At 55.0% G+C, this 20,443-nt stretch carries 21 protein-coding genes and 1 pseudogene; 9 read left to right on the top strand and 13 right to left on the bottom strand.

Going from position 1 to position 20,443, the window contains the following annotated elements:
• Positions 1–238: 238 nt before the first annotated feature.
• Both JNA92_RS25385 and JNA92_RS25380 read left to right on the top strand, forming a co-directional pair.
• Positions 239–562 carry a DUF2790 domain-containing protein gene (locus tag JNA92_RS25385; protein ID WP_003253432.1) on the top strand — a complete coding sequence of 108 codons (324 nt, stop codon included), beginning with the start codon at positions 239–241 and terminating at the stop codon, positions 560–562.
• 202 nt (positions 563–764) lie between these two features.
• Positions 765–2,762, top strand: a complete 1,998-nt coding sequence (locus JNA92_RS25380; protein ID WP_010951452.1) for a heavy metal translocating P-type ATPase — start codon at positions 765–767, stop codon at positions 2,760–2,762.
• 92 nt (positions 2,763–2,854) lie between these two features.
• Here JNA92_RS25380 and JNA92_RS25375 read toward each other — a convergent pair whose 3' ends face one another.
• The 4 genes from JNA92_RS25375 to JNA92_RS25360 form a co-directional block, all read right to left on the bottom strand.
• Positions 2,855–3,079: a hypothetical protein gene (locus tag JNA92_RS25375; protein ID WP_010951451.1), complete on the bottom strand. Its 225-nt coding sequence runs from the start codon at positions 3,077–3,079 to the stop codon at positions 2,855–2,857.
• A gap of 127 nt (positions 3,080–3,206) precedes the next feature.
• On the bottom strand, positions 3,207–4,232 hold the full coding sequence (locus tag JNA92_RS25370; RefSeq protein ID WP_011953109.1) for a hypothetical protein: 1,026 nt from the start codon (positions 4,230–4,232) through the stop codon (positions 3,207–3,209).
• Between the two features lie 298 nt (positions 4,233–4,530).
• Complete coding sequence (locus JNA92_RS25365; RefSeq protein ID WP_009395904.1) at positions 4,531–5,838, bottom strand: OprO/OprP family phosphate-selective porin; 1,308 nt, start codon at positions 5,836–5,838, stop codon at positions 4,531–4,533.
• Between the two features lie 210 nt (positions 5,839–6,048).
• On the bottom strand, positions 6,049–7,017 hold the full coding sequence (locus JNA92_RS25360; protein ID WP_011953108.1) for a LysR family transcriptional regulator: 969 nt from the start codon (positions 7,015–7,017) through the stop codon (positions 6,049–6,051).
• Positions 7,018–7,274: 257 nt separating this feature from the next.
• On the opposite strand from JNA92_RS25360, the gene JNA92_RS25355 reads away from it, so the two are divergent.
• Genes JNA92_RS25355 through JNA92_RS25345 form a run of 3 tightly spaced genes read left to right on the top strand, consistent with a single transcriptional unit; the run spans position 7,275 to position 10,091 of the window.
• Complete coding sequence (locus JNA92_RS25355; protein ID WP_010951446.1) at positions 7,275–7,694, top strand: GtrA family protein; 420 nt, start codon at positions 7,275–7,277, stop codon at positions 7,692–7,694.
• Entirely contained in the window at positions 7,660–8,643 is a 984-nt protein-coding gene (locus JNA92_RS25350) for a glycosyltransferase family 2 protein (protein WP_010951445.1), read from the top strand. The genes JNA92_RS25355 and JNA92_RS25350 overlap by 35 nt, the downstream gene beginning before the upstream one ends.
• The gene (locus JNA92_RS25345; protein ID WP_010951444.1) at positions 8,637–10,091 is read left to right on the top strand and encodes a phospholipid carrier-dependent glycosyltransferase; all 1,455 of its coding nucleotides are present in this window, start codon (positions 8,637–8,639) and stop codon (positions 10,089–10,091) included. The genes JNA92_RS25350 and JNA92_RS25345 overlap by 7 nt, the downstream gene beginning before the upstream one ends.
• 82 nt (positions 10,092–10,173) lie before the next feature.
• On the opposite strand, the gene JNA92_RS25340 is transcribed toward JNA92_RS25345, so the two are convergent.
• Entirely contained in the window at positions 10,174–10,395 is a 222-nt protein-coding gene (locus JNA92_RS25340) for a hypothetical protein (RefSeq protein ID WP_010951443.1), read from the bottom strand.
• Positions 10,396–10,661: 266 nt separating this feature from the next.
• Here JNA92_RS25340 and JNA92_RS25335 point away from each other — a divergent pair, with 266 nt between their 5' ends.
• Positions 10,662–11,249, top strand: coding sequence for a hypothetical protein (locus JNA92_RS25335; RefSeq protein ID WP_010951442.1), 588 nt, complete (start codon positions 10,662–10,664; stop codon positions 11,247–11,249).
• Between the two features lie 57 nt (positions 11,250–11,306).
• Here JNA92_RS25335 and JNA92_RS25330 read toward each other — a convergent pair whose 3' ends face one another.
• Positions 11,307–12,725, bottom strand: a complete 1,419-nt coding sequence (locus JNA92_RS25330) for a heavy metal sensor histidine kinase (RefSeq protein WP_011953107.1) — start codon at positions 12,723–12,725, stop codon at positions 11,307–11,309.
• Entirely contained in the window at positions 12,722–13,396 is a 675-nt protein-coding gene (locus JNA92_RS25325; protein ID WP_003253457.1) for a heavy metal response regulator transcription factor, read from the bottom strand. Before JNA92_RS25325 ends, JNA92_RS25330 begins: the two co-directional genes overlap by 4 nt.
• Positions 13,397–14,085: 689 nt before the next feature.
• Between JNA92_RS25325 and JNA92_RS25320 the strand changes: the two genes are divergently transcribed.
• On the top strand, positions 14,086–14,412 hold the full coding sequence (locus JNA92_RS25320) for a DUF2790 domain-containing protein (protein ID WP_011953106.1): 327 nt from the start codon (positions 14,086–14,088) through the stop codon (positions 14,410–14,412).
• Between the two features lie 32 nt (positions 14,413–14,444).
• On the opposite strand, the gene JNA92_RS25315 is transcribed toward JNA92_RS25320, so the two are convergent.
• The 3 genes from JNA92_RS25315 to JNA92_RS25305 all read right to left on the bottom strand — a co-directional run bounded on the left by JNA92_RS25315 (position 14,445) and on the right by JNA92_RS25305 (position 16,251).
• Positions 14,445–14,795 (bottom strand): DUF3147 family protein, encoded by a 351-nt coding sequence (locus JNA92_RS25315; protein WP_011953105.1) that lies wholly within the window; start codon positions 14,793–14,795, stop codon positions 14,445–14,447.
• A gap of 157 nt (positions 14,796–14,952) precedes the next feature.
• The gene (locus JNA92_RS25310; protein WP_010951438.1) at positions 14,953–15,858 is read right to left on the bottom strand and encodes a cation diffusion facilitator family transporter; all 906 of its coding nucleotides are present in this window, start codon (positions 15,856–15,858) and stop codon (positions 14,953–14,955) included.
• Between the two features lie 54 nt (positions 15,859–15,912).
• Positions 15,913–16,251, bottom strand: a complete 339-nt coding sequence (locus JNA92_RS25305) for a zinc ribbon domain-containing protein (protein WP_071890582.1) — start codon at positions 16,249–16,251, stop codon at positions 15,913–15,915.
• Positions 16,252–16,741: 490 nt separating this feature from the next.
• Here JNA92_RS25305 and JNA92_RS25300 point away from each other — a divergent pair, with 490 nt between their 5' ends.
• Together JNA92_RS25300 and JNA92_RS25870 are read left to right on the top strand one after the other, a co-directional pair.
• The gene (locus tag JNA92_RS25300; protein WP_003298414.1) at positions 16,742–18,439 is read left to right on the top strand and encodes a phosphoethanolamine transferase; all 1,698 of its coding nucleotides are present in this window, start codon (positions 16,742–16,744) and stop codon (positions 18,437–18,439) included.
• A gap of 122 nt (positions 18,440–18,561) precedes the next feature.
• The gene (locus tag JNA92_RS25870; RefSeq protein ID WP_003253468.1) at positions 18,562–18,690 is read left to right on the top strand and encodes a hypothetical protein; all 129 of its coding nucleotides are present in this window, start codon (positions 18,562–18,564) and stop codon (positions 18,688–18,690) included.
• A gap of 143 nt (positions 18,691–18,833) precedes the next feature.
• Here the strand turns inward: JNA92_RS25870 and JNA92_RS25295 are convergent, their stop codons facing one another.
• From JNA92_RS25295 to JNA92_RS25285, 3 genes and pseudogenes are all read right to left on the bottom strand, one after another.
• Positions 18,834–19,040, bottom strand: coding sequence for a hypothetical protein (locus tag JNA92_RS25295; protein WP_011953104.1), 207 nt, complete (start codon positions 19,038–19,040; stop codon positions 18,834–18,836).
• 14 nt (positions 19,041–19,054) lie between these two features.
• Positions 19,055–19,279, bottom strand: coding sequence for a hypothetical protein (locus JNA92_RS25290; RefSeq protein WP_011953103.1), 225 nt, complete (start codon positions 19,277–19,279; stop codon positions 19,055–19,057).
• 205 nt (positions 19,280–19,484) lie between these two features.
• Positions 19,485–20,330: pseudogene (locus JNA92_RS25285) on the bottom strand (hypothetical protein); the annotation flags it as partial.
• Positions 20,331–20,443: the final 113 nt, after the last annotated feature.

Below are 20,443 nucleotides of genomic sequence, written 5' to 3'. Positions count from 1 at the left end.
ACTCGGACTGGTCTCGATACTGGATACGATCAACCGGCTTAGCCGCATAGCCTGAACCGCCGTGTACGGAACCGTACGCACGGTGGTGTGAGAGGACGGCGGGTGTGAACCCGCCTCCTACTCGATTAAAGTGAAGTAGATGCACTTACCTTTCAAAATTGTAAGTTTCTCGTCATGCCGGTGATGCCTATGCATTGCTAAGGTTACGCCCGAGAAGTTTTGAAATTGAGAGGGTTTTATGAAAAAGCTAATTATCGCTGCTGCACTTGTTGTTTTCTCGGTGGCTTCGCAGGCCAACACTTTCTCCGAGAGCAAGCAGCTTCAATACACCAAGGAACACCAGACCGCAGTGGCCAAGTACGCGGAGAAAAATGGCAAGCCAATGCCAGAGATTCAGGATTACAAATATGGCATGAAGATAGACGTTGCGAAATTCGTACGTCAGTCGCAGGACCCCCGTACCTGCCAGGTCTATCCACGGTTGATGACCTTCGAGGACTCCCAGGGCACGCTCAAGACTGTTCGTTACTCGATGTATTCGCAATGCATCAACAACAAGTAGTAAACGATTTGAACAGAACAATTAGAGAATTCATAAATGCCAGGCAGTGCCTGGCATTTTTTATTACGCCCGATACCCCATAGCTTCGAAATGTTAACGCCTGGGCTCGGGCAAACCGTGCAATAGATCTTAGCCAACCAACAGAGACGGCTCCCCAACTGCAGAGGGCAATTGGAAGCCTTGACCCCAGAAGGGACGAGTTATGAAGAGTTTGCTTGAACGCCCTGATGACCAAGCCGGGCATGAAGGTCATAGCCATGAGCATGGCGGCATTTTTGGAATGAACACAGAGCTGATTTTCGCGCTGATCTGTGGTGCTCTCCTGGGTGCCGGAGCTCTCGCAGGAAAACTTGGCCTGATTGATCGTCTGCCTCTGATTCTGTACGTGTCGGCCTACGTGTTCGGTGGATGGTTCACCACTAAGGAAGCGGTTACCAACATCCGTCAGAAACGCTTCGAGATCGACTCGCTGATGCTTCTCGCCGCAGTCGGTGCCGCGAGCATCGGCGCCTGGGCGGAGGGGGCTCTGCTGCTGTTCCTGTTCAGTCTGGGGCATTCCCTTGAAAGCTACGCGATGGGGCGGGCCAAGAAAGCGATTGAGGCACTGTCCAAGCTCGCACCAGCCACCGCGATCGTACGCAGAGCAAATGGCACGGTGGAGATGCCCGTGGAGCTGCTGGTTCCCGGTGACGTTGTCATCGTGCGCCCCAATGACCGCCTGCCGGCCGATGGTTTTGTAGTCGTAGGCTCCTCAAGTATCAACCAGGCGCCAGTAACCGGTGAGAGCGTCCCCGTGGACAAGCAACCTGTTCCTGATGCCGAACTCGCACGCAGCAAGCCAGATGCAGTGGATGCAGCCTCGAAAGTCTTCGCCGGTACCATCAATGGCGAAACGCTCATCGAGGTTGAGGTAACACGGCGCTCTACGGAGAGTACCTTGGCGCGGGTCATCAAGATGGTCAGTGAAGCCGAAGTCAGGAAGTCACCGACCCAGCGATTCACGGACCGCTTCCAACGCATATTCGTCCCGTTGGTTTTACTGCTGGTAGTCGGGCTGCTATTTGCCGGCATTTTCCTTGACGAGCCGTTCCGTGACTCGTTCTACCGGGCGATGGCCGTACTGGTTGCAGCCAGCCCCTGCGCGCTCGCGATCGCTACACCAAGCGCCATTCTCTCTGGCATCGCCAGGGCAGCCCGAGGTGGCGTGCTGATCAAGGGCGGTGCGCCACTTGAAGAGCTTGGATCATTGAATGCCATGGCATTCGACAAGACCGGTACCCTGACCGAAGGGCGCCCACGTATCACCGATGTAATACCCATAGGCGGCACGCAGATCGAGGATCTGCTAAACGTCGCCATCGCTGTGGAGTCGATGAGCGACCATCCGCTGGCTGCGGCAATTGTGCGTGACGGTGAAGAGATGATTGGCACACGGCGCCGATTCCAAGCCAAGAACATGAGCAACATGATTGGCCGCGGCGTGCGTGCTGAGCTTGATGGGCAGTTCGTCTGGATTGGCAAGGTCGAGATGTTCGGTACCAATGGTATTCCCGCACTCAGCAAGGCAGCCCTGGAGGCTGCGGAGCGTCTACGTCAGTCAGGCCGTACCACCATGGTGGTACGGCGTGCTGACAAGGATCTGGGCGCTATCGGGCTATTGGACACACCCCGGGAGGGGGCCAAAGAGGCACTCCAGAAGCTTAGAGAGATGGGCATCGAACGCATGGTCATGATTTCTGGAGACCACAACCGCGTTGCAGAGGCTGTAGCCAAACAAGTTGGCTTAGATGAAGCGTGGGGAGACCTGATGCCGGAAGACAAGGTCAAGGCCATCAAAAACCTGCGCCTTAGCGCCAAGGTGGCCATGGTGGGTGACGGCGTCAATGATGCCCCTGCCATGGCCAGTTCGAGCGTTGGTATCGCAATGGGGGCTGCTGGATCTGATGTTGCCCTGGAAACGGCTGATATCGCGCTTATGGCTGACGACATCAGGCAACTCCCATTTGCGGTGGGGCTGAGCCGTCACACGCGATCGATCATCCACCAGAATCTGTTCGTCAGCTTGGGGATTGTGGCCATCCTGGTTCCGTCCACCATCATGGGCTTGAGCATTGGTGCCGCTGTTGCGATCCATGAGGGCTCCACACTGTTGGTCGTCTTCAACGCCTTGCGCCTGTTGGCCTACCGCAGAAGCACCTGATCCCTGAGCTTCAATCATGAAGCTAAGCAGGGAAATGACCTGAAGTAGAAGTACGGGTCGTGCGCGATCAGCGCACGACCCGTACTTTTCTCTCACTCGTCGATCCCGATGCGCTTGAGGCTTTCAAGGGCCTTTCCGCACTCAGGTGAGCCATGCCGTAAGCCGCAGGCCAATGCAGCTTTGAGGCTCATGACACCGGCTACGAAACCGACTTGATTGCCGACTCCGTGTCCGTCCGCAAATCCCTGATCATACGCAATCTCGACAAGCGCATTGATCGCCGCCAGGGTGTCCTGTTTGTTTTTACTCTTTTGCATATCTACTCCGCGAGCATTCAGCTCATATCGCTCGGTTAGGTGGCGGCGCCTTCAGGTTTGGGGTGAGCGAATCCCGCTCCCATAGCCAATCCCTAACGGGGGGCTCAGCCCGCCACCGTAAGGAAAATCAGCTATTGAGAGCAGATGACTCGTTTTGGTCACCCGTGCTGCTCGCCTCACCGCATTGGCACTGAGTGGGTACATCCGGGTAGTCGCTGTGATTCTCAATGAACAGCGTTCGGCAGGTTTCGCACCCATAGATCCGGGGCAGGGATTTAAGGCCGCTCGGAAGCACGTCACTCAGAGGCTCGTTATGCCAAGGAGCCCCGTCAAGGATTCTTGAACGCAGGATGTTTCCCAGGCGCCAGGTGTCACTTTGTGCGCGCCAGGACCACATCGGCGCAGAAAGCGAATACTGGATGAAGGTCTCTTGTGACTGCCTGGATAGCGGGTACTTGGGGCGGGTCCAGCCGGAATCGATGATGCTGAACCCCATGCCCATTTCTGCGCTCGGGTGGGTCTTTTCACCAAAGAAACGGTCATGCGTCGCTGGAGCCGTCGCATGATGGTCAGTCGGTGGGAATACCCACAGATAACACTCATCCCGGTTGACCATGCTGATGAGCTCGCTTGGCCCCCGCATGGGGGAATTTGCAGCCAGGGCGAAGCGATCCTTCCACGACATTTTGGGAGGCGGCGCAATACCAGCAGCGATGGCCAACGTGGCAGTCTTGGGGACGAAGCGATCGCCTAGCTCGTTCAGATCCAGGTTCTTGCAGAGAGCCTTGAAGGCCTTTTTGCGAGTCTTCGAGCTGAAGGAGGGGTCAAGGAGCAGGCGAACCTGGTTCACGCCGATTCCCGCAGTTCGTAGCACCTCAATGACTTCTTCAGCCACACCGACTGCTTGAAGATCGGTCAATCCTAAGCACGTTTTCGCCCGCTCGACCGCCGCGTAGAGGTTGTACTGCCGTGTCTCGTTGTCACGACAGACCTGAATTGGCAGCTTGTCTTGGATGGCAACTTGCGGTGCAACGGAGCCGATGGCCGCGTGGAACAGCTGGTGGAGGTGCAGATGAGAGTACGGGCGGCCAGAAGCCGAGAACGAGGCGTGCAGCTGAGCAGCGAGAGGTTGAAGCAGCTTTTTTGCAGACATGACTATCCCCTAATGAGCGACGTTGGGGTAGCTGCGCTTGTAGGGCCGTTAGACGCGAAGCTGGACGTCGAATCAGGTTCAATCATGAATAGGAGTCAGGTTTGATTTGCTTGCACGGCCACCATGCAAAGCCCGACGCGGCAATCACATCAGATTCGCCGAGCTTTGGCAAGAGCGGTCATCGGTAAGCGAAAGCAGGTAGGAGGAGGGCGCTCCATGCTTGATCACCTCCAGAAACAGGAAAGCCGGAAGCACGTTGAGCGCTTCCGGCTTTCTCACGTCAGACTGATGAGAGGGATCAGAAGACGTATTGCAGGCGGGTCACGATGGCATTGCCGCTGTCGTCGCCCACGGTGTTCTCGTTGTTGTCGGTGCGCACGTTGATGTAGTTGGCACTGACTTTCACCGCCTCGTTGACGTACCAGTTCACACCCACCGTGTGGCTCTTGGCCTTGCGCTCGTTCGATTGGTCCGCCGCGGTGACCAGGTTGCCGTCTTCGACCTTGATATCGTCAAAGCGGTAGAAGACTTCCCAGGCCCCCAGTTCCTTGTTCTCTGGTTTGATAGTGTCGAACTTGGCACCATCGAGCTTGTAGATACGCGGCTCGCCGGTCAGGGTGTAAGCCATCTGGGCGTAGTAACCGGAGGCCTTCATGTCGTTGTTGGCCTGGTCAGCTTTCAGCTTGCGGCGAAGGTATTCCGCTTGAACCGAGAACGGGCCGGTGGCCCAGGCACCTTCGAGACCCCAGACCGAGTCGTCCTTCCACAGGCCATCTTGTGCAGCAGCACCGCCAAACAGCATGCGGTTGCCGTTGGTGCCGGCATCGCCGCCGCCATTGGTATCTACACCGCGGACGCCCAGACGCGAACGAATCCGGGTATCGACCGCACTGTTTTTGAGGTCGCGGTAAGCGTACTGAGCACCGACGTGCAGGACGTTGCCATCACTGTGCAGCGGTGCGAACACGCCACGTACGTTGTAGCGCTTGGTGCTGTCGCCATCCGAGTTGTTATTGGTTTCGCTGAAAACGCTACCGGAAACATAAGCCATGTCAGCGATGGTGCTGGTGGCTTGAACACCCATGCCGGCGTTGTCGTTGATCCAGTCCGCCAGGTCGTACGAGAGGTTCCGCTCCATGGCGGTGGTCCACTTCGAACTGGTGGCTTTCTCAAGACCGAAGTCGGTGTAGAAACGGCCAAAGCGCAGTTGCACCGGCTTGAAACCCGTGTAGGTCAGGCTGGCTTCGTCGAAGTAGCCGTCGGAGTCGTTGCCCGTGTTGCGGGAAAGGTCGTAGTTGAGCTGATACTTCCAGTCGCGGTACAGCACGCCACCGAGCTCAAGGTAGGCGCGACGGAAGTAGCCTGCGTCAGCGGTATCGCCATTCTTGGTGAAGACACCATCGAAACGGCCGTAGTCGGCCTGAACTCGGCCGCCCAGTTTGAAACTGAATTCCTTGTCAGAAGTCGATACTTCAAGACCGCCCTTGGTCTTCAGAACGATGTCAGCTCCGTCAGTGGTTACTGTTCCGGAGAATGCTTGCGAGGAAAATGTGCCTATTATTGCGGCAGCCAACAGCTTTTCCCGCATGTTCGAAGAACGGATCATTGCTTGCCTCTCGTATGTTAAGTGCTTAGCTACCGACGTTATATTTCGCCCTGCGCCGGCCTAAATTTATCTTGCAGATGGGAGCAGGCCACGGTTGTCACCCGCTGTAACAAGATGCCTTTGTTCTAAGCACTCTGACTAGGTTGCAAGCGAATATGACAGTTGTGTTTCTGTAGTGTTAACGGAGGAGTTTGAAACCTAACAAAACTGTTACCGAACAAGCCAGTCCTTCTTATCAAAGAAGCTCTTCTTGATCAATCTTCGAATTTCCAAAACCTGCGGATTGCGGACAAGCTTCGTTTTGATAACAAGATAGACATCTTTCTCCTCCAGGTCGTCCAGGAAACCCGGCACGGGTAGGATATTTCTCTCCAGTTTTCGGCTGTAGTCGGGCAGCACTCCAATACACGCACCGCCAACGACAAGGCCTCGTGATAGGTTGTAGCTCTTGACCCGAGTGGTACCGCCCTGATGCTCAGCCATTATCGATGCCCACTTTCGTGAGCCCGCCAAGATCTCTTCATCCCAAGGGACAACGAGCATGAAGTTGTGCAAATCCAAGCTCTCCACTGGAAGGGTGACGCTTCTTGAATAGCGGCTGGAAATGAACAGGGCGTGCCCAATCCGGCCAAGCCTTTCAAACCTATACGTAGGATGGCGATCAAGCGCGCCTTTATCATCTGGGCTCACCAAAGCGATACCCACATCGACTTCACACTCAGAAAGCATCTGCGTTGTGCATTCTGAATGGATTTCCAGCTGCATTTCGGCATGATCACGCACGTAGGCGACTAGATCGCGGTTTACGATGTCGTTCAGCACTGGCTCTGTGATCGCGATGGTAAGCCTGGGGACTTCCTTTTCACCGGACTTGCCAAGGCCGTCTGGGCCGAAGAGCTGGCACAGGTAATGGCTGACCCTCTCGCCTGTGCGGGTCAGGGCAAGCTTGTTGTGTTTGTAGACAAACACGGGAGCACCAATGTGCTCTTCCAGTTTCTCCAAGCGTTTCCGCAGGCCTACCACTGGCACATTGAGCCCTCGGGCAGCCTGTTTGAAACTGGCACAACGTGCTGTTGCGAAAAACTCTACGGCCAGCTGATCATCAATTGGCAAATCATCCAATATGTCAGGGCTGTAAGGAACAACGCTGCTTGTATATGTTTCATTTTGTGTAACCATTAGGTCCCCCTTAATTCGGGGAATCTATCTCAATGCCACCCGGTGTTTCCTTATCTTGTCAACATTGTAATCCACGGGTCATGCATGCGTTATCGGAAGGCTTTTATTTCGAAAGCGTAATTTTCAGGCAATCCCTCTGATATTGTAGCGTGCTAGCCTAGTGCGCCGACTTGTTACTTACCATATATAGATTCGGCTAATTACGCATTTACATTTAGTTCACTATTTTTTCACCTTTGCCTCCATAGGCTTTGGGCATGGAAAATCAAACCCCACCTCTTACTACCTTACTGATTCGTTATCTGGGGATCGGCTTCATAGCAACGGGAGTCCATTATGCGGTGTTCCTATTGCTGGTTACGACAGAATTCGTTACTCCGTTACTGGCCAGTATCTGTGGCGGCATGGTTGGCGCAATCGCGAGCTTCATTGGAAATAGGGCGCTCTGTTTTGTGGCAGATGGCTCTCGTAAGTTTCAGCCTGTCAGGTTTGCACTGGTCGCGTTAACCACAAACTTCGGCAATGGCGTGGGTATGTGGTTCCTCATCAAGTCGAATCTGTCACCGCTCATCTCCCAAGTCGTAGTGACCTTAAGCCTCACTGCACTTGGATTCATTGCACATCGTTTTTGGACATTCAATCATGCAGACATTACATCGCTTTCCCGAGCGCCCTGATCCCTTGTTAACCATCGTGGTCCCTTGCTTCCAGGAAGAGGAAACCATCCCCGAGTTCCACCAGCGAATCACCCGCGTGGTGAAGCGCTTACCCGTCTCCTGCGAAATCCTCTATGTCGACGACGGCAGTAATGACCGGACGGCCGACATTCTTCGCCACTATCAGGATGGGTCATCTGTACGTTGCCTGTCCCTGAGTCGCAACTTCGGCAAAGAGGCTGCACTGAGCGCCGGGATAGACCATGCCCGTGGCAGTGCGCTGATCTTCATTGATGTCGACCTGCAGGATCCACCAGAGCTCATCGCGGCCATGGTGGACTACTGGCAACGCGGCTACGACGTGGTGAACATGCAGCGCAACCTGAGAATCGGTGATTCGTGGTTCAAGCGCATGAGTGCCCGGGCTTACTACTGGGTCATGCAGCGCCTGGTGGAGAAGGTGGACATGCCGGCCGATGTCAGCGATTTCCGATTGATTGGGCCTGCGCCGCTGGCAGCCCTGCGGGCCCTGGATGAACGCTCCAGGATTCTCAAAGGCATGATCGGCTGGGTAGGCTTTCGTACCATCGAACTGCCCTACAATCGCACTGTTCGCCATGCCGGGAGCACCAAATGGAATGCAGCTGGCCTGTTCAATCTGGCCATCGAGAGCATCGTCAGCTTCTCTCGCAAACCACTGCGCATTTTCAGCCTCATCAGTTTCGGTCTTTTCGTCTCCAGCATCTGCTACATGCTTGCGTCGCTTGTGGCAGGCAGTTTCGACATCCATCACCTGATCGTCGGAATGGCTTCATTCATGTGCGTCGGTGTCGCCATGGTGGGGGAGTACCTGGGCGTGACACTCGCGGAAGTGAAGCGCCGGCCTCTCTATTTCCTGAAGCACAGCAACAAGGCAGATCCCGTGTCACTCCACCCTTCGATGGCTTCGATCGAGGGTAAGAAATGCTGAACCTGAAGAACGAGAGGACGCTGTGGTGGGTCCTGGGTTCGATTTTGCTATTGCGTTTGGTGGGGCTGGGCATCTACCCGCTGATGGACACATCTGAGGCCCGTTACGCTGAAATGGCTCGCAAGATGGTCGAGTTGAATGACTGGATCACGCCCATGTTCGACTACGGGGTACCGTTCTGGGGCAAGCCTCCGTTGTCCTTCTGGACCCAGGCCGCGAGCATGACGGTCTTCGGCGTTAACGAGTTCGCTGCGCGCTTCCCAGCGTGGCTACTCCACCTGGCAAGCTGTTTCATCATCATCAAACTCGGCACGCAGCAGATTTCTCGTAACGCCGGCATCTGGGCTGCCATTATTTTTTCCAGCACCACACTTGGCCTGGTCTCCAGCGGTGTTGTGCTGACTGACCCTGTTTTGTCGTTCTCGATTCTGCTGGCCAGCTACGGTTTCTGGCGTTGGATGAAGTGCGCCAGCAAGGCGGATGCCTACCTGATGTTCGCAGGTCTCGGGCTGGGCTTGCTTGCCAAAGGGCCGCTGACCCTGGTGCTTATGGGGGCGCCGGCATTCGCCTGGTTCGTTATCTACAAGGAATGGGGACGGGTACTGAGGCTTCCCTGGATTAGCGGCCTTGTACTCATGTTCGGTATATCCGTGCCATGGTATGTCGCGGCCGAGATGAAAACGCCCGGCTTCATGGAGTACTTCTTCGTTGGTGAGCACTGGAGCCGCTACGTCGTCAGTAACTGGGCAGGGGACCTCTATGGTAGTGCTCATGCCAAGCCGTACGGCAGCATCTGGATCCAGCTCGGATTGTCGCTACTGCCATGGGCCTTGTTTCTACCACTGTTGATCCGCAAGCGTGGATCGATGCAGCGCTTCAAAGCCTACCTCTGGCTGTGGGCCTTGGCGACACCGGTCTTCTTCACATTTGCAGGCAACATTCTGTGGACCTACCTGCTACCCGCGCTGCCAGCGTGGGCATTGCTGCTGTCTGCACGGGTCAGCGAAGTTGGCCCGAAGACCACCTGGGCTGCCGCTGCGAGCGCATTGGTGTTGCCAATCATCGGTGCGGGCATCATCTACGCCGGGGTACTAGAGGAGCGCCCTCAGAATCAGCGGGATGTGGTTCAAGCCTGGCTCAATGTGCAGTCTGCTCATTCCGCTCCCCTGATCTATCCTGGCCGCCGCTCATACTCGTCGGAGTTTTACAGCAGCGGGAAGTCCGAGAACATCAAGGATCCTGCCAAGTGGCCGCGGGATGGCTCGTTCTATCTGTCCAGGCGCTTGCGAGACAGCAAGGATGGTCTGCCCGCTGATCTAGCTTGCACATCGATCACCGAAGCGAACGCCAGCCAGCTCCTGCTGTGCCATTGGAAACGCCCCGCACAAGGTGCCGAGGGTCTGGCCGGAGAAAGCAATGCGGAAACGCCTCGCAAGAACGAAGGCTAAATTCCAAGCACAAAAAAGCCAGGTTTTACCCTGGCTTTTTTGTCGATTTCTTTCGTCATTTGAAGTCCTATTTAACCGCCGATTAATTGTCGGCTTGTTCCTTACCATCCTTGCTTTCTTTCTTTTGCTCTTGAGCGACTTGTTGTTTGTTCTGGTCCGAAGAGTCATCGCTCCATAGGCGAGCCTGTTCGGTTCGGAAGTTCTCGTTGAACTGTTTCGTTCGCTCGAAGCCGCCTTCAGCGTAAGCGGTACCCATGAGACCCAGCAGCAGGCTGCCAATAGCGATAGATTTGACAAATTTCATTGTGAACCTCGGTTCATACTAGGCCAACCTGATTAGCGGCCTTTGTTGGTTTGTAGTTTAGGAACGCGAAGCTAACGACAAGGTGAGTCAATAATTACAATTCCGTAATTTTGGCTGCAGATAGGATGCGTTAAATCTTCAAATCTGGAAGGATCATGTCTATCTCGGCACTGTCGAGGGCGACTTCGAATTTTCTCTTAAATTACAATTTTGATATCTAGCGCGTTAATTCAGCGCGGCGTTGTTGGCCGCCCTAGGAGATAGCCATGAATGACATAGAGCCCTGGGCAGTTGCTATCGGTGACTTTCGCCGCTGCACTGAAAAACTCACTGTCCAGCTCGATGAGCTGACCTCGCAGACGCGCACCTCCAGCGCTGTTCTGGAGAGGTCGAACGAACTGGTGGAGCAGGTGGACGCTGTCGGCCGGCAGATTCAGGAGGAGGTGCGAAAGGCGGAGAAGGCTTGGTCGAACGCGGAGGAGGTTGCCTTGCGCGCCGCTGCATCAGCGTATTCAGCTGCATGCCGCGGAGTCGACACCGCCATCCAGCCACTGATCTCGGAGCTTACAGCAGCGACAAAGGCGGCGGACGCCTCTATCCAGGAGCTCAAGCGGGCACCGGTGCTGGCCAAGCGTTATGTGATGGTGGTCGCCACGGCGTTCTTCATTCTGGCGCTGATCTGTGTCTACTCGACCATGCGCCTGATCGATGCCGCCGGCAGCGTAAGTGCTCAAGAGAAAGTGAATGCTCAGTACTTCTCACACCTGTGGAAAAACGCCAATCCTGACGAACAGAAGATTATTAAGTCGGTGATTCTGCGGTCGCCCATGGACCCTGTGGTCCTTCGGCACTGATGCATTGAGGCAAACAAAAGGCCCGTCGATTGACGGGCCTAATCGTGTCTGCGCAATTTAAGCGGCGGTCATTGCCGGCTGCATTTGCTGGGCTTCCGGAAAGTGAAGGTGGAACCAGGTGAAGTTTTCTTCGGTCACCTCCACGCTCGCCGATCCCTGGTGCAGACTCATGATCGACTGCACAATGGCCAAGCCAAGACCGGTACCGCCTTCGCTCCGTGCTCGGCTCTTGTCCACACGGTAGAACCGCTCAAACAAGTGCGCGTGGTGTTCCTTGGCAATACCACGGCCGGGGTTGCCGACACTCAACGTCGTACCGCTCGCACTATGCTGCACCTTAACGTAGACCGTGCGGCCGCGAGGGCAGTAACGGATCGCGTTCGAGACCAGATTCGAGACGGCACGTTGAACCATCAGGCGATTCCCGCGCACCACGTCATCACTGCCGGAGATCTGCAGCTGAATCTCGCCTTCTTCTGCTGAAATGCTGAAGAGCTCGCACACTCGCTGAACCTCGTCGACCAAGGAGACGGATTCGAACTCCACCATTGATGCTGGATGACTGACCTGGGCCAAGAACAGCATGTCGGAAACCATGCGGCTCATGCGGTCCAGCTCTTCTGTGCACGACTCCAGAACCTCCCGGTACTCGGAAAGCGATCGTTCTCTGGTCAAGGCAACCTGGGCCTTGCCCATCAGGTTGGAAAGCGGTGCTCGAAGTTCGTGAGCAAGGTCGTCAGAAAACTGCGAGAGCTGCTGAACCCCATCATCCAGGCGAGCCAGCATGATGTTGATGCCGTCGGCGAGCATTTTGAGTTCTGCCGGCATCCCATCAGTTGGAAGGCGATGGTCGAGGCTCTCGGTTGAGATTTTCGAGGCGATCTTGAGGAACTTGGTCAGTGGTAGCAGGCCTCTGCGCACAGTCCACCAGCCAATGGCCAAGATCAGTGCGAGGATGACGGGGGACATCATCAAGGCCCAGGTCAGCAACGCATCGAGCAGCGCCTCACTGGATGACTGGTCCATGGTCATATAGACGCTGACCTCTGTTCCATCGCCCAAACGCATGATTCGAGAAGCACTCAGCAGAGGACGGTCCTGCGTATCACGCCATTCGTGCTCTTTGGGCTGGGCCGCCGGCTGAAACTTGTGCACCTCCAGATTGACCTGTTTCGAGCCAATCGAGAGCAGGGGAGTCTGATTCTGTGAGGTATCGAATATGCTCACATACAGGTTGTTGTGGCCCATGACCAAATCGACAAGCTGATGCGCATCCGCGTTGACGCCGGAGATGTCCGGGATGGTGGACAGGTTGTGAGCCATCCCCGCCATCTTTACTTCCAGGTCTGCTCTGGCATTTCTTTCCAGAGCCTTGCCTACCATCAGATAGCCAAAGGTGGCGAACAGAAGCAGCAACGCTGCGCTCATCAACCCAACTTTTAACCCCAGCTTTGCAGCCAGGCTGAATGGCCTCATGCGCGTTCCTCAAAAACGTACCCAACGCCACGAAGCGTGTGAATGAGCTTGGTTTCAAACGGGTCATCGATCTTCGAGCGCAAGCGCCGGATGGCTACATCGATGACATTGGTGTCGCAATCGAAATTCATATCCCAGACCAACGAGATGATCTGAGAGCGAGTCAGCGCTTCGCCCGTTCGGCTCATGAGCAGGTGCAGAAGCGCAAATTCCTTGGTGGTGAGATCGATGCGTGTGCCACCGCGGAAGACGCGATGGCGGACGGAGTCGAGTTCCAGATCGGCAATTTTCAGCGAGCTCTTCTCGACTAACTCATCACCACGGCGTTGCAGCGAACGGATGCGAGCAAGCAGCTCAGGGAATTCGAATGGCTTCACAAGGTAGTCATCCGCGCCGCCGTCCAAGCCCTTGAGCTTGTCATTGATGCGTCCGCGGGCGGTCAGCATGATGATGCGGACCCGGCTGGTCTTACGGATGGTTTCCAGCAGGTCCCAGCCGTCGATACCCGGGAGGTTCACGTCCAGGAGGACCAACGAATAGACATTAGTGTTGAACAAGTGCAGAGCATCTACACCGTTGTGCACGATATCTACGACATACCCGCTTTCGGATAGGCCCTGCTGAAGATATTCGGCAGTTTTAATTTCGTCTTCCACAACTAGAACGCGCATAACTTATCTCAAGGTGTGAGGAAGGAGTTGGCCTAATCCGCCAAGATTATGGTTGCAGGCTGTTCGAAAGTTTGGCTGAGGGTATGGCATGTGGTAGTCGCTACCTCTGTCCATACGCCGGGTCACCTGAGGACGCTTGAATCTTAACGCGAAGAAGCTGGCCGCGGCGAAATCCTACAAATTTGTAATGTAGCCGCAAGATTTCTGACAGTCATGCAGGCTCCACCCCTAAGCATAGCGGATTCTGGGGCCTGCGGCGGTGTATGACAGATTCGCCTGGCAGGTGGAATCGGCCAGGACAGGCAGCATTTCGGTCGTTAGCTTGCAAGGACTGGTACTGGCCTTGGATCGAGGGCGCCACGCAGGCAGACCCCATGCACGGCCGCAAACCGCAGCGCCTTTCTGCAAATTAGTTCACGTGGCGGCTCGATATTCTCTCGAATAATTATCTTACAATCTATTACATGTCCAAATTGTAATTGCCCGATCATCTTGGTGTTAGCCTCCTTTGCTAGTTTAAGGGCAGCGGAAGAGGCATCGCTGCTTTGGAAATTGTCTCATTTCAAAGCAGCTTGGCAAGAGCACCGAGCAGTTGTTCGCGCCAGTGCATTCACCTGTAAACCATACGCTCCTTTGGTAGGTGAATTTTAGCGCCCCCCTACGGGCGCTTTTTTATTAAGGGACTTCTTATGAACACTACTGTATCAGCGATCGCCGTGTTTTTGCTCTTTACATCACTAACAGCCAATGCCCAAAGCGGTATGGAGATCAATAAACGCATCGAGCGTACTGCTAGAGAGGCTACAGCGGATTATGCTCAACGCGTAAAAAAGCCCATGCCTCAACTAGAAGACTACGCCTATGGCATGGACCTGGACGTTGGTAAGTTGGTGTATGTATCACCCAGTGTGCGGTACTGCGGTAATGTAAGAAGCATGATGACCTACGAAGACTCGAAAGGCGAACTGCACATGGTTCGCTACCTGGTGAAGGGCGAGTGTGTTAATAGCCGTTAAGACTCATCAAGATGATCCCTGCGGCCACCGGATCATAGAAGCTCAATGCCGAACCGGCGCAGCAGTATGGCGAAGCCTCCGAAGCTGGCCATTGTGATGAGGATGCTGCTGATCAGTGTCGGCCAAAAGCCGAGCTTAGGTAGCAGCAATGGAAAAGCAATAAACATCGGTAGGGTCGGAAGCACGTACCAGAACGTGTACCAAGCATGGTTGGAGATCTTCTCCATGCTCTGGTTCTCTAAATAGAGCCAGACCAACGTCACGACCGTGACCAAGGGTAGGGCGGCGACCAAGCCGCCCAGCTTGTCGCTGCGTTTCGCCAGCTCTGACACGAGAATCACTATACCGGCAGTGAGTAGGTACTTCGTGATGATCCAGGCCATCGCTGAGCCTTCTGGAGGTTGTTGACGAGGGCAGGCGAAGCCATTCACCAACCCCCTTGAAGCGCTCTTGCCGTTTACGGCATCCCTCACCGCATTTTTTTTGCAACATCACCCTCAGCCAGGAGGGTGATGTGTTTGCATGGTGTTTACCGATCGGTCAGTGCGAGGGTGAGGGAACGCTCTCGTGGAAAGCTGCCCGCTCGATCTGGATGGTGCAGTGATGGATTTCGAATGCATCGCTGACAGCATCCACGACGGCCGCCAACACAGCATCCCCATCTGCAGAATCCCGAACCACTACGTGCGACGTCATCACGTTACTGCCACTGCTGACAGCCCACACGTGCAAGTCATGAACGTCCGTCACGCCATCTACTCCGAGGATGGTGGCCTCGATTGCCGTAACGTCGAGCCCCCTCGGGACACCCTCCATGAGGATCCCCAGGCTTTCGCGAAGCAACTGCCACGTCCGCGGCAGAACCCAAAGGCCGATCGCCACAGCGACAATCGTGTCGACCCAGGTCCAGCCGGTGAAGCGGATGATAAGTGCCGCGATGATTACGCCAAGCGAGCCGAGCATGTCGCTCCAAACTTCGAGGTAGGCTCCTTTGACGTTGAGGCTTTCGTTGCTCGCAGATGCCAGAAGGCGCATCGAAATTAGGTTGATGATCAGGCCGGCGATTGCGATCCACATCATCGCTCCGGTAGCGATCTCCGCCGGCATGAAGAAGCGCTGGTAGGCCTCATACAAGATGTACATCGCCACCAGGAAGAGCAGCACGGCGTTGAACGTCGAAGCCAGAATTTCCAGGCGCGCATAGCCGAAGGTTCTTTTCTGATCCGCCGGCCGCTTGGCTATCTGAAGTGCAATCAGTGAGATCGCCAAGGCGGCAGTATCTGTGAACATGTGAGATGCGTCCGACAGCAGCGCCAGGCTGCCGGTAATCCACGCACCGATCACTTCTGCAATCATGAAGCTGCCAGTCAAGCCGAGCGCCATGATTAGCTTCTTCTGATGCCCCTCGCGTACTGCAGCGCTGCCATGGTCATGATTTGAACCCACGTATTTCTCCTTGCGCAGGGTTGTGGTCTCGTTGGCCTTCCTGTCTACCTAGCCTTAGAGCGTCGCTTGGCCACAGTGACTGCAAAATCTTGCTCCTGCACTCAGCAGCGAGCCGCAGGCGGTGCAACCACTCGATAGCGGTGTTCCGCAGTTTAGACAAAAGCGTGCTGACGGATCGTTGGCCGTCCGGCACTGCCTGCAGCCCTGCAGATCTTTGATGGGGGCAGGAGTGGGAGGGCGCCCGCCGTCATACACCTGATTACCGCCGTCGCAGCCCTGCTGCCGGCCATGGCGATCATATTGCTCGGCCCCATGTCCCCCGCTGTGGTGCTTGCCTCCACCGTGGTTTCCACGGCCATGGTGCCCGCCCAGGATGTTTTTGAAAAAGCTCATGGTATTCGCCCCTCATTGATGGGTGACATATTAACGAGCAAAAGTTGAAAATAATATTCTGCTCGCGAGAAAGACTTGTAAGTTGAATTGAAAGTTCAAAATTAGCCTACGACAAAACGAAACCGTTTTGTTTGTGAAATTAAATTTATCTAGCTGAGCGGAGCATTGCTTTTGGTGGGTAGTATCCCCCTAATTTTGATCATAGCGTGATCAATGACAATCAAAACAGCAGTAATTGGATTTCTGTCAGCATTGTAATCCCGAGGTCATCGTGTCGTTATCAGGTCCCGGAAATAATGCGCTCAGCGAGATTCATTTCTCTTTTTATCCCTATGCCTCACACATACTAAGCGTCCCCAACGCCTAGGGGCCTAAGGCCTCTGACGCTCCGCACATTGCGCAATCGCTCAGCATCTGTCGACGGTTTGCCTTGTAGCTCCCGCTAACTCCATAGCTACCGCCATGGATAAGCAGCTTCCAGAGTTTGATAATGACACCTTCCAAATCCATTGTTCACACCCTGTTAAGCAAATGGATCTTTGCTATTCGCAATGCGCGGCAGAAAGGCATCAGTACTAATTTGCTAATCGGCCTGGTGACTTTTTGGTTACTGCTATTCGCGAACGCTGAGCTCTGGAACGTGCTCTGGAAGCTGGTATTCAAAACCGATGAAGTGAACTGGCAGCTAGCGGCTAGCCTCCCAGTCATAGTATTCGCATGGGTGTTTACCGTTCTGAGCTTGCTGTCATGGGGGCGGCTGGCCAAACCCATACTGTGCCTGGTACTGATCAGCGCGTCTTTTGCGAGTTACTTCATGAATGCCTACGGCATCGTGATCGATTACACAATGTTCACCAACGTTGTGGAGACCGACGTCGCTGAGGCAACCGAGCTGCTGAATTGGAAGCTCGGTCTTTGGGTCGCAATGGTTGGGGTGTTGCCCGTCTACCTGATTGCCCGGGTTCCCCTCCGGCGCAAGCCTTGGGCCAAAGCTTTGGTCAGCAGGTTCATTGCTCTGTCGCTCGCTCTGTTGACCTTATCTGGCATCGCGTTGAGTCAGTACCAGTCGTATGCCTCCTTGCTGCGCAACAATCGGGAGATCCGGCTGATTCTGGTACCTACCAACTTGTTTGCGGCTGGCCATGGGTACCTGAAGCGTCAGCTGGCCTCACCTAAAACGCTGACGGCCATTGGTACTGATGCGGTAGTTAATCGACAGGGTGCGGCTCGTAAACCCAGGCTGCTGGTACTGGCAGTAGGAGAGACCGCTCGCTCCGCCAACTTCTCCCTCAACGGCTACTCCCGTGAAACGAATCCGGAACTAGAAAAGCGAAATGTCATTAGCTTCACGAACGTGAGCTCCTGCGGTACCGCTACCGCGGTCTCGCTGCCATGCATGTTCCTGGACGTGGGTAAGGCCCAGTACAAAGATGGCTTGGCCAAGAGCCGAGAAGGGCTGCTCGACGTGCTTCAACGCGCTGGCATCAGTGTCATGTGGACTGACAACAACTCGGGGTGCAAAGGGGTCTGCGACAGGGTTCCCAACCACAAGGCTGCCTCTCACGCGGATTCCCAACTGTGCACCAGCGAGGAGTGTAAGGACGGGGTGCTGCTCACGGAGATGCAAGACTTCATCAAGCGCCAGGAAGGCGATGCTGTCCTGGTGCTCCACTACAAAGGCAGTCACGGCCCGGCCTACTACAAGCGCTACCCCTCGCAATTCAAGAAATTCGCACCGGTGTGCGAGACCAACGAGCTCGACAAATGTAAGCAGGAGGAGGTGGTCAATGCCTACGACAACTCAATCCTCTACACCGATTATGTGACTGCAAATCTCATCGATATCCTGGCGGCCAACACCAAGTTCGACACTGCGCTGATGTACGTTTCGGACCACGGCGAATCGCTGGGGGAGGGTGGGCTCTATCTACACGGGCTGCCTTACGCGATGGCTCCTGACGAGCAAACAAAGGTGCCGTTGGTACTTTGGATGTCTGACTCGCTCGCGAAGAGCGAAAAGGTCAACGTGGGTTGTTTGAAAGCTCAAACCACGTCACCGCTGAGCCACGACAACCTGTTCCACACCGTGCTCGGCATGATGAACGTCCAGACGTCTTCGTATCGCTCAGCGCTGGATTTCACTGCCCCTTGTAAGCCCTTTGTCGGAGGCTCTTATTCTGGCCTCTGAATGTTCGATGTGGACCGGATCATCGGCCAGGCGGTTCTGCACCAGCCTGCTTTGACAGCTGAGAGAAGCTGGACTAATTACATAGCTGCATTCAACAACCCAAGCGGAAAAGGAAGTTTTGCATGAGCATCAAGCCAGGCCCAAAGCGCACCAATGAAGATGGCACTCCGGACAAAAGGCAGCGAGTCACCCCTGAAAAGCAGAAGGACCATCCGGACCTGAAACCCCACAAGCACAAAAAGGGGGAGTAAGAAAAAAGCAGCTCTCGGGAGCTGCTTTTTTTTTGGGGCTGTGTGCAAACCCTCCCGACCGTCTCGCTGATCAATCGGACCGCGTCGTGAGTCTTCCGCTTGGCTTGATGGATTCTGAAGCTACCTCCGGATCGGTTATCCCTTCAGTGCGGACGACGAGACTGATATCCCAGAGCGTTGAGCTGATACTCGCTGACAGCCCGAAATTGTGATTCTGCGATTTGACGCAGGCGCTCAACCTCTTCGGCAGATGAGCCAGAAGCCTGCGCCTCGTGGTATTGCTTCATCGCATCCACTGCGTCGGTATACATGGGGTGGTCGGGGAGAAGAGCTGGTATCTTTTTCGTCATGTAGCGGCAGGTCCTCACTGGATAGTCGACGGTGGTTTACCTGCTTTGAGGAGCTGAAAATCAATGACCGCCTGATAGAGCGAATCTGCCAATAGGTGAAGACGCTGTACCTCAAGGTCTGGCAATCCAGCAGCCTCCGCTTCGTGGGCCTGTCGGATAGCTTCAAGCGCTTGCCTCATCAGTGGCTCACCAGCCTCGACCATTCCAATGAATGTGCGCTTCACAACATTTTGCTCCATTCAGCTGAAGATGAATTATAGGACACCGCGGCGTGGCAAGGCCCCGAGCAGCACAGGTGTTCGACGTCCGGCTGAACGAACCAATGAGGAGCGCGCTGGCCTGGGGAGTGGCCAGGGCGCGTGTCATAGCTACGTTGTAAACCACTTTTTTCACTGTAAACCACTGTGGTTTACAGTGAAAAAAAGTGGTTTACAGCAGGCCTCCTCAGGCCTGAGTCAGCTCCAGCAGATCGCCCAGTTCCTCCCGGGCCATCTTCACTCTATCCATTCTGCGATAAGGATGATCAACCGGCATCCGGATAAGAGATTCGAACCAAGCCGAATCGAATTTGATGACTTCCTTGTGAATGTGCTCAAGCTCACCTCCGCGAGGCTGTGACACTACAAACTCCATGCTTTCAACCAAGCCAGACGCTTCACTGTCTTTGACGATTCGATGGCGGATGAAACTCATTTTGAGATCAAAATATGCCGCCTTCGAACCAGGCACCTTCTTCGATTCCAGCCGACCAGTGCTGCTGATTTCCGCCCCCGGCACCTCAGCGGCAATAGCTTTCACCAGCTCAGCATTTCCACTGACCTTCTGGCCAAACAGGCGGGTGGCGTCCGACATGTAAGCAAAGATCCATGGCACATTGCGAAGCGTCGCGCCGGTATAGAGGTAGCCACGCTCTCCCTTGTAACGCTGCAGCATGCCTCTCAACGCGTTCTCGGAAAGGACCAGTTGGGTCTCTTTCTCCAGGATGTAAACCACGCGATCGAACTGTTCGATCAATAGCTTGAGAATCTTCCGCGGGACGCCGTCAAACCTGGTTTTTCGTTCTGTTTTCTTATGCTGGCGAGGCTTGAAGTACGGGCAATCGTTACGGGCCTCACTATCAAATGGAGCGATGCCGCGAATGCTCTTAGTAGCATGTTTCCCGAATGGGTTCTTCACGTTAGGCGGTAGCTCATACAGCCCAACCAGCTGGACAGGGTTGTCGCATGCCGGGCATACAGCAAACTGAGCTAGCTTGCCCGCACTTCCAGGCTGGTACGTAAGCGTCCGGCGAACTCACCTTCCGAACTCCAGCATTAAGGGCGATGGTGTCCGCGTATTTTTAAGCGGACGCGATCACCCTTATCGCCAGGATTTCTATGCGCCAACGAAGCTCTTATCCGAAA

Source organism: Pseudomonas putida (assembly GCF_022627325.1).
Classification (GTDB): Bacteria; Pseudomonadota; Gammaproteobacteria; order Pseudomonadales; family Pseudomonadaceae; genus Aquipseudomonas; species Aquipseudomonas putida_X.
This window is presented reverse-complemented; position numbering and strand designations above follow the sequence as displayed.

Excerpts from the sequence above, each read along its gene's own strand:
- JNA92_RS25385 (WP_003253432.1), top strand. The coding sequence starts at position 239 with ATGAAAAAGCTAATTATCGCTGCTGCACTTGTTGTTTTCTCGGTGGCT.
- JNA92_RS25380 (WP_010951452.1), top strand. The coding sequence starts at position 765 with ATGAAGAGTTTGCTTGAACGCCCTGATGACCAAGCCGGGCATGAAGGT.
- JNA92_RS25375 (WP_010951451.1), bottom strand. The coding sequence starts at position 3,079 with ATGCAAAAGAGTAAAAACAAACAGGACACCCTGGCGGCGATCAATGCG.
- JNA92_RS25370 (WP_011953109.1), bottom strand. The coding sequence starts at position 4,232 with ATGTCTGCAAAAAAGCTGCTTCAACCTCTCGCTGCTCAGCTGCACGCC.
- JNA92_RS25365 (WP_009395904.1), bottom strand. The coding sequence starts at position 5,838 with ATGATCCGTTCTTCGAACATGCGGGAAAAGCTGTTGGCTGCCGCAATA.
- JNA92_RS25360 (WP_011953108.1), bottom strand. The coding sequence starts at position 7,017 with ATGGTTACACAAAATGAAACATATACAAGCAGCGTTGTTCCTTACAGC.
- JNA92_RS25355 (WP_010951446.1), top strand. The coding sequence starts at position 7,275 with ATGGAAAATCAAACCCCACCTCTTACTACCTTACTGATTCGTTATCTG.
- JNA92_RS25350 (WP_010951445.1), top strand. The coding sequence starts at position 7,660 with ATGCAGACATTACATCGCTTTCCCGAGCGCCCTGATCCCTTGTTAACC.
- JNA92_RS25345 (WP_010951444.1), top strand. The coding sequence starts at position 8,637 with ATGCTGAACCTGAAGAACGAGAGGACGCTGTGGTGGGTCCTGGGTTCG.
- JNA92_RS25340 (WP_010951443.1), bottom strand. The coding sequence starts at position 10,395 with ATGAAATTTGTCAAATCTATCGCTATTGGCAGCCTGCTGCTGGGTCTC.
- JNA92_RS25335 (WP_010951442.1), top strand. The coding sequence starts at position 10,662 with ATGAATGACATAGAGCCCTGGGCAGTTGCTATCGGTGACTTTCGCCGC.
- JNA92_RS25330 (WP_011953107.1), bottom strand. The coding sequence starts at position 12,725 with ATGAGGCCATTCAGCCTGGCTGCAAAGCTGGGGTTAAAAGTTGGGTTG.
- JNA92_RS25325 (WP_003253457.1), bottom strand. The coding sequence starts at position 13,396 with ATGCGCGTTCTAGTTGTGGAAGACGAAATTAAAACTGCCGAATATCTT.
- JNA92_RS25320 (WP_011953106.1), top strand. The coding sequence starts at position 14,086 with ATGAACACTACTGTATCAGCGATCGCCGTGTTTTTGCTCTTTACATCA.
- JNA92_RS25315 (WP_011953105.1), bottom strand. The coding sequence starts at position 14,795 with ATGGCCTGGATCATCACGAAGTACCTACTCACTGCCGGTATAGTGATT.
- JNA92_RS25305 (WP_071890582.1), bottom strand. The coding sequence starts at position 16,251 with ATGAGCTTTTTCAAAAACATCCTGGGCGGGCACCATGGCCGTGGAAAC.
- JNA92_RS25300 (WP_003298414.1), top strand. The coding sequence starts at position 16,742 with ATGACACCTTCCAAATCCATTGTTCACACCCTGTTAAGCAAATGGATC.
- JNA92_RS25870 (WP_003253468.1), top strand. The coding sequence starts at position 18,562 with ATGAGCATCAAGCCAGGCCCAAAGCGCACCAATGAAGATGGCACTCCG.
- JNA92_RS25295 (WP_011953104.1), bottom strand. The coding sequence starts at position 19,040 with ATGACGAAAAAGATACCAGCTCTTCTCCCCGACCACCCCATGTATACC.
- JNA92_RS25290 (WP_011953103.1), bottom strand. The coding sequence starts at position 19,279 with ATGGAGCAAAATGTTGTGAAGCGCACATTCATTGGAATGGTCGAGGCT.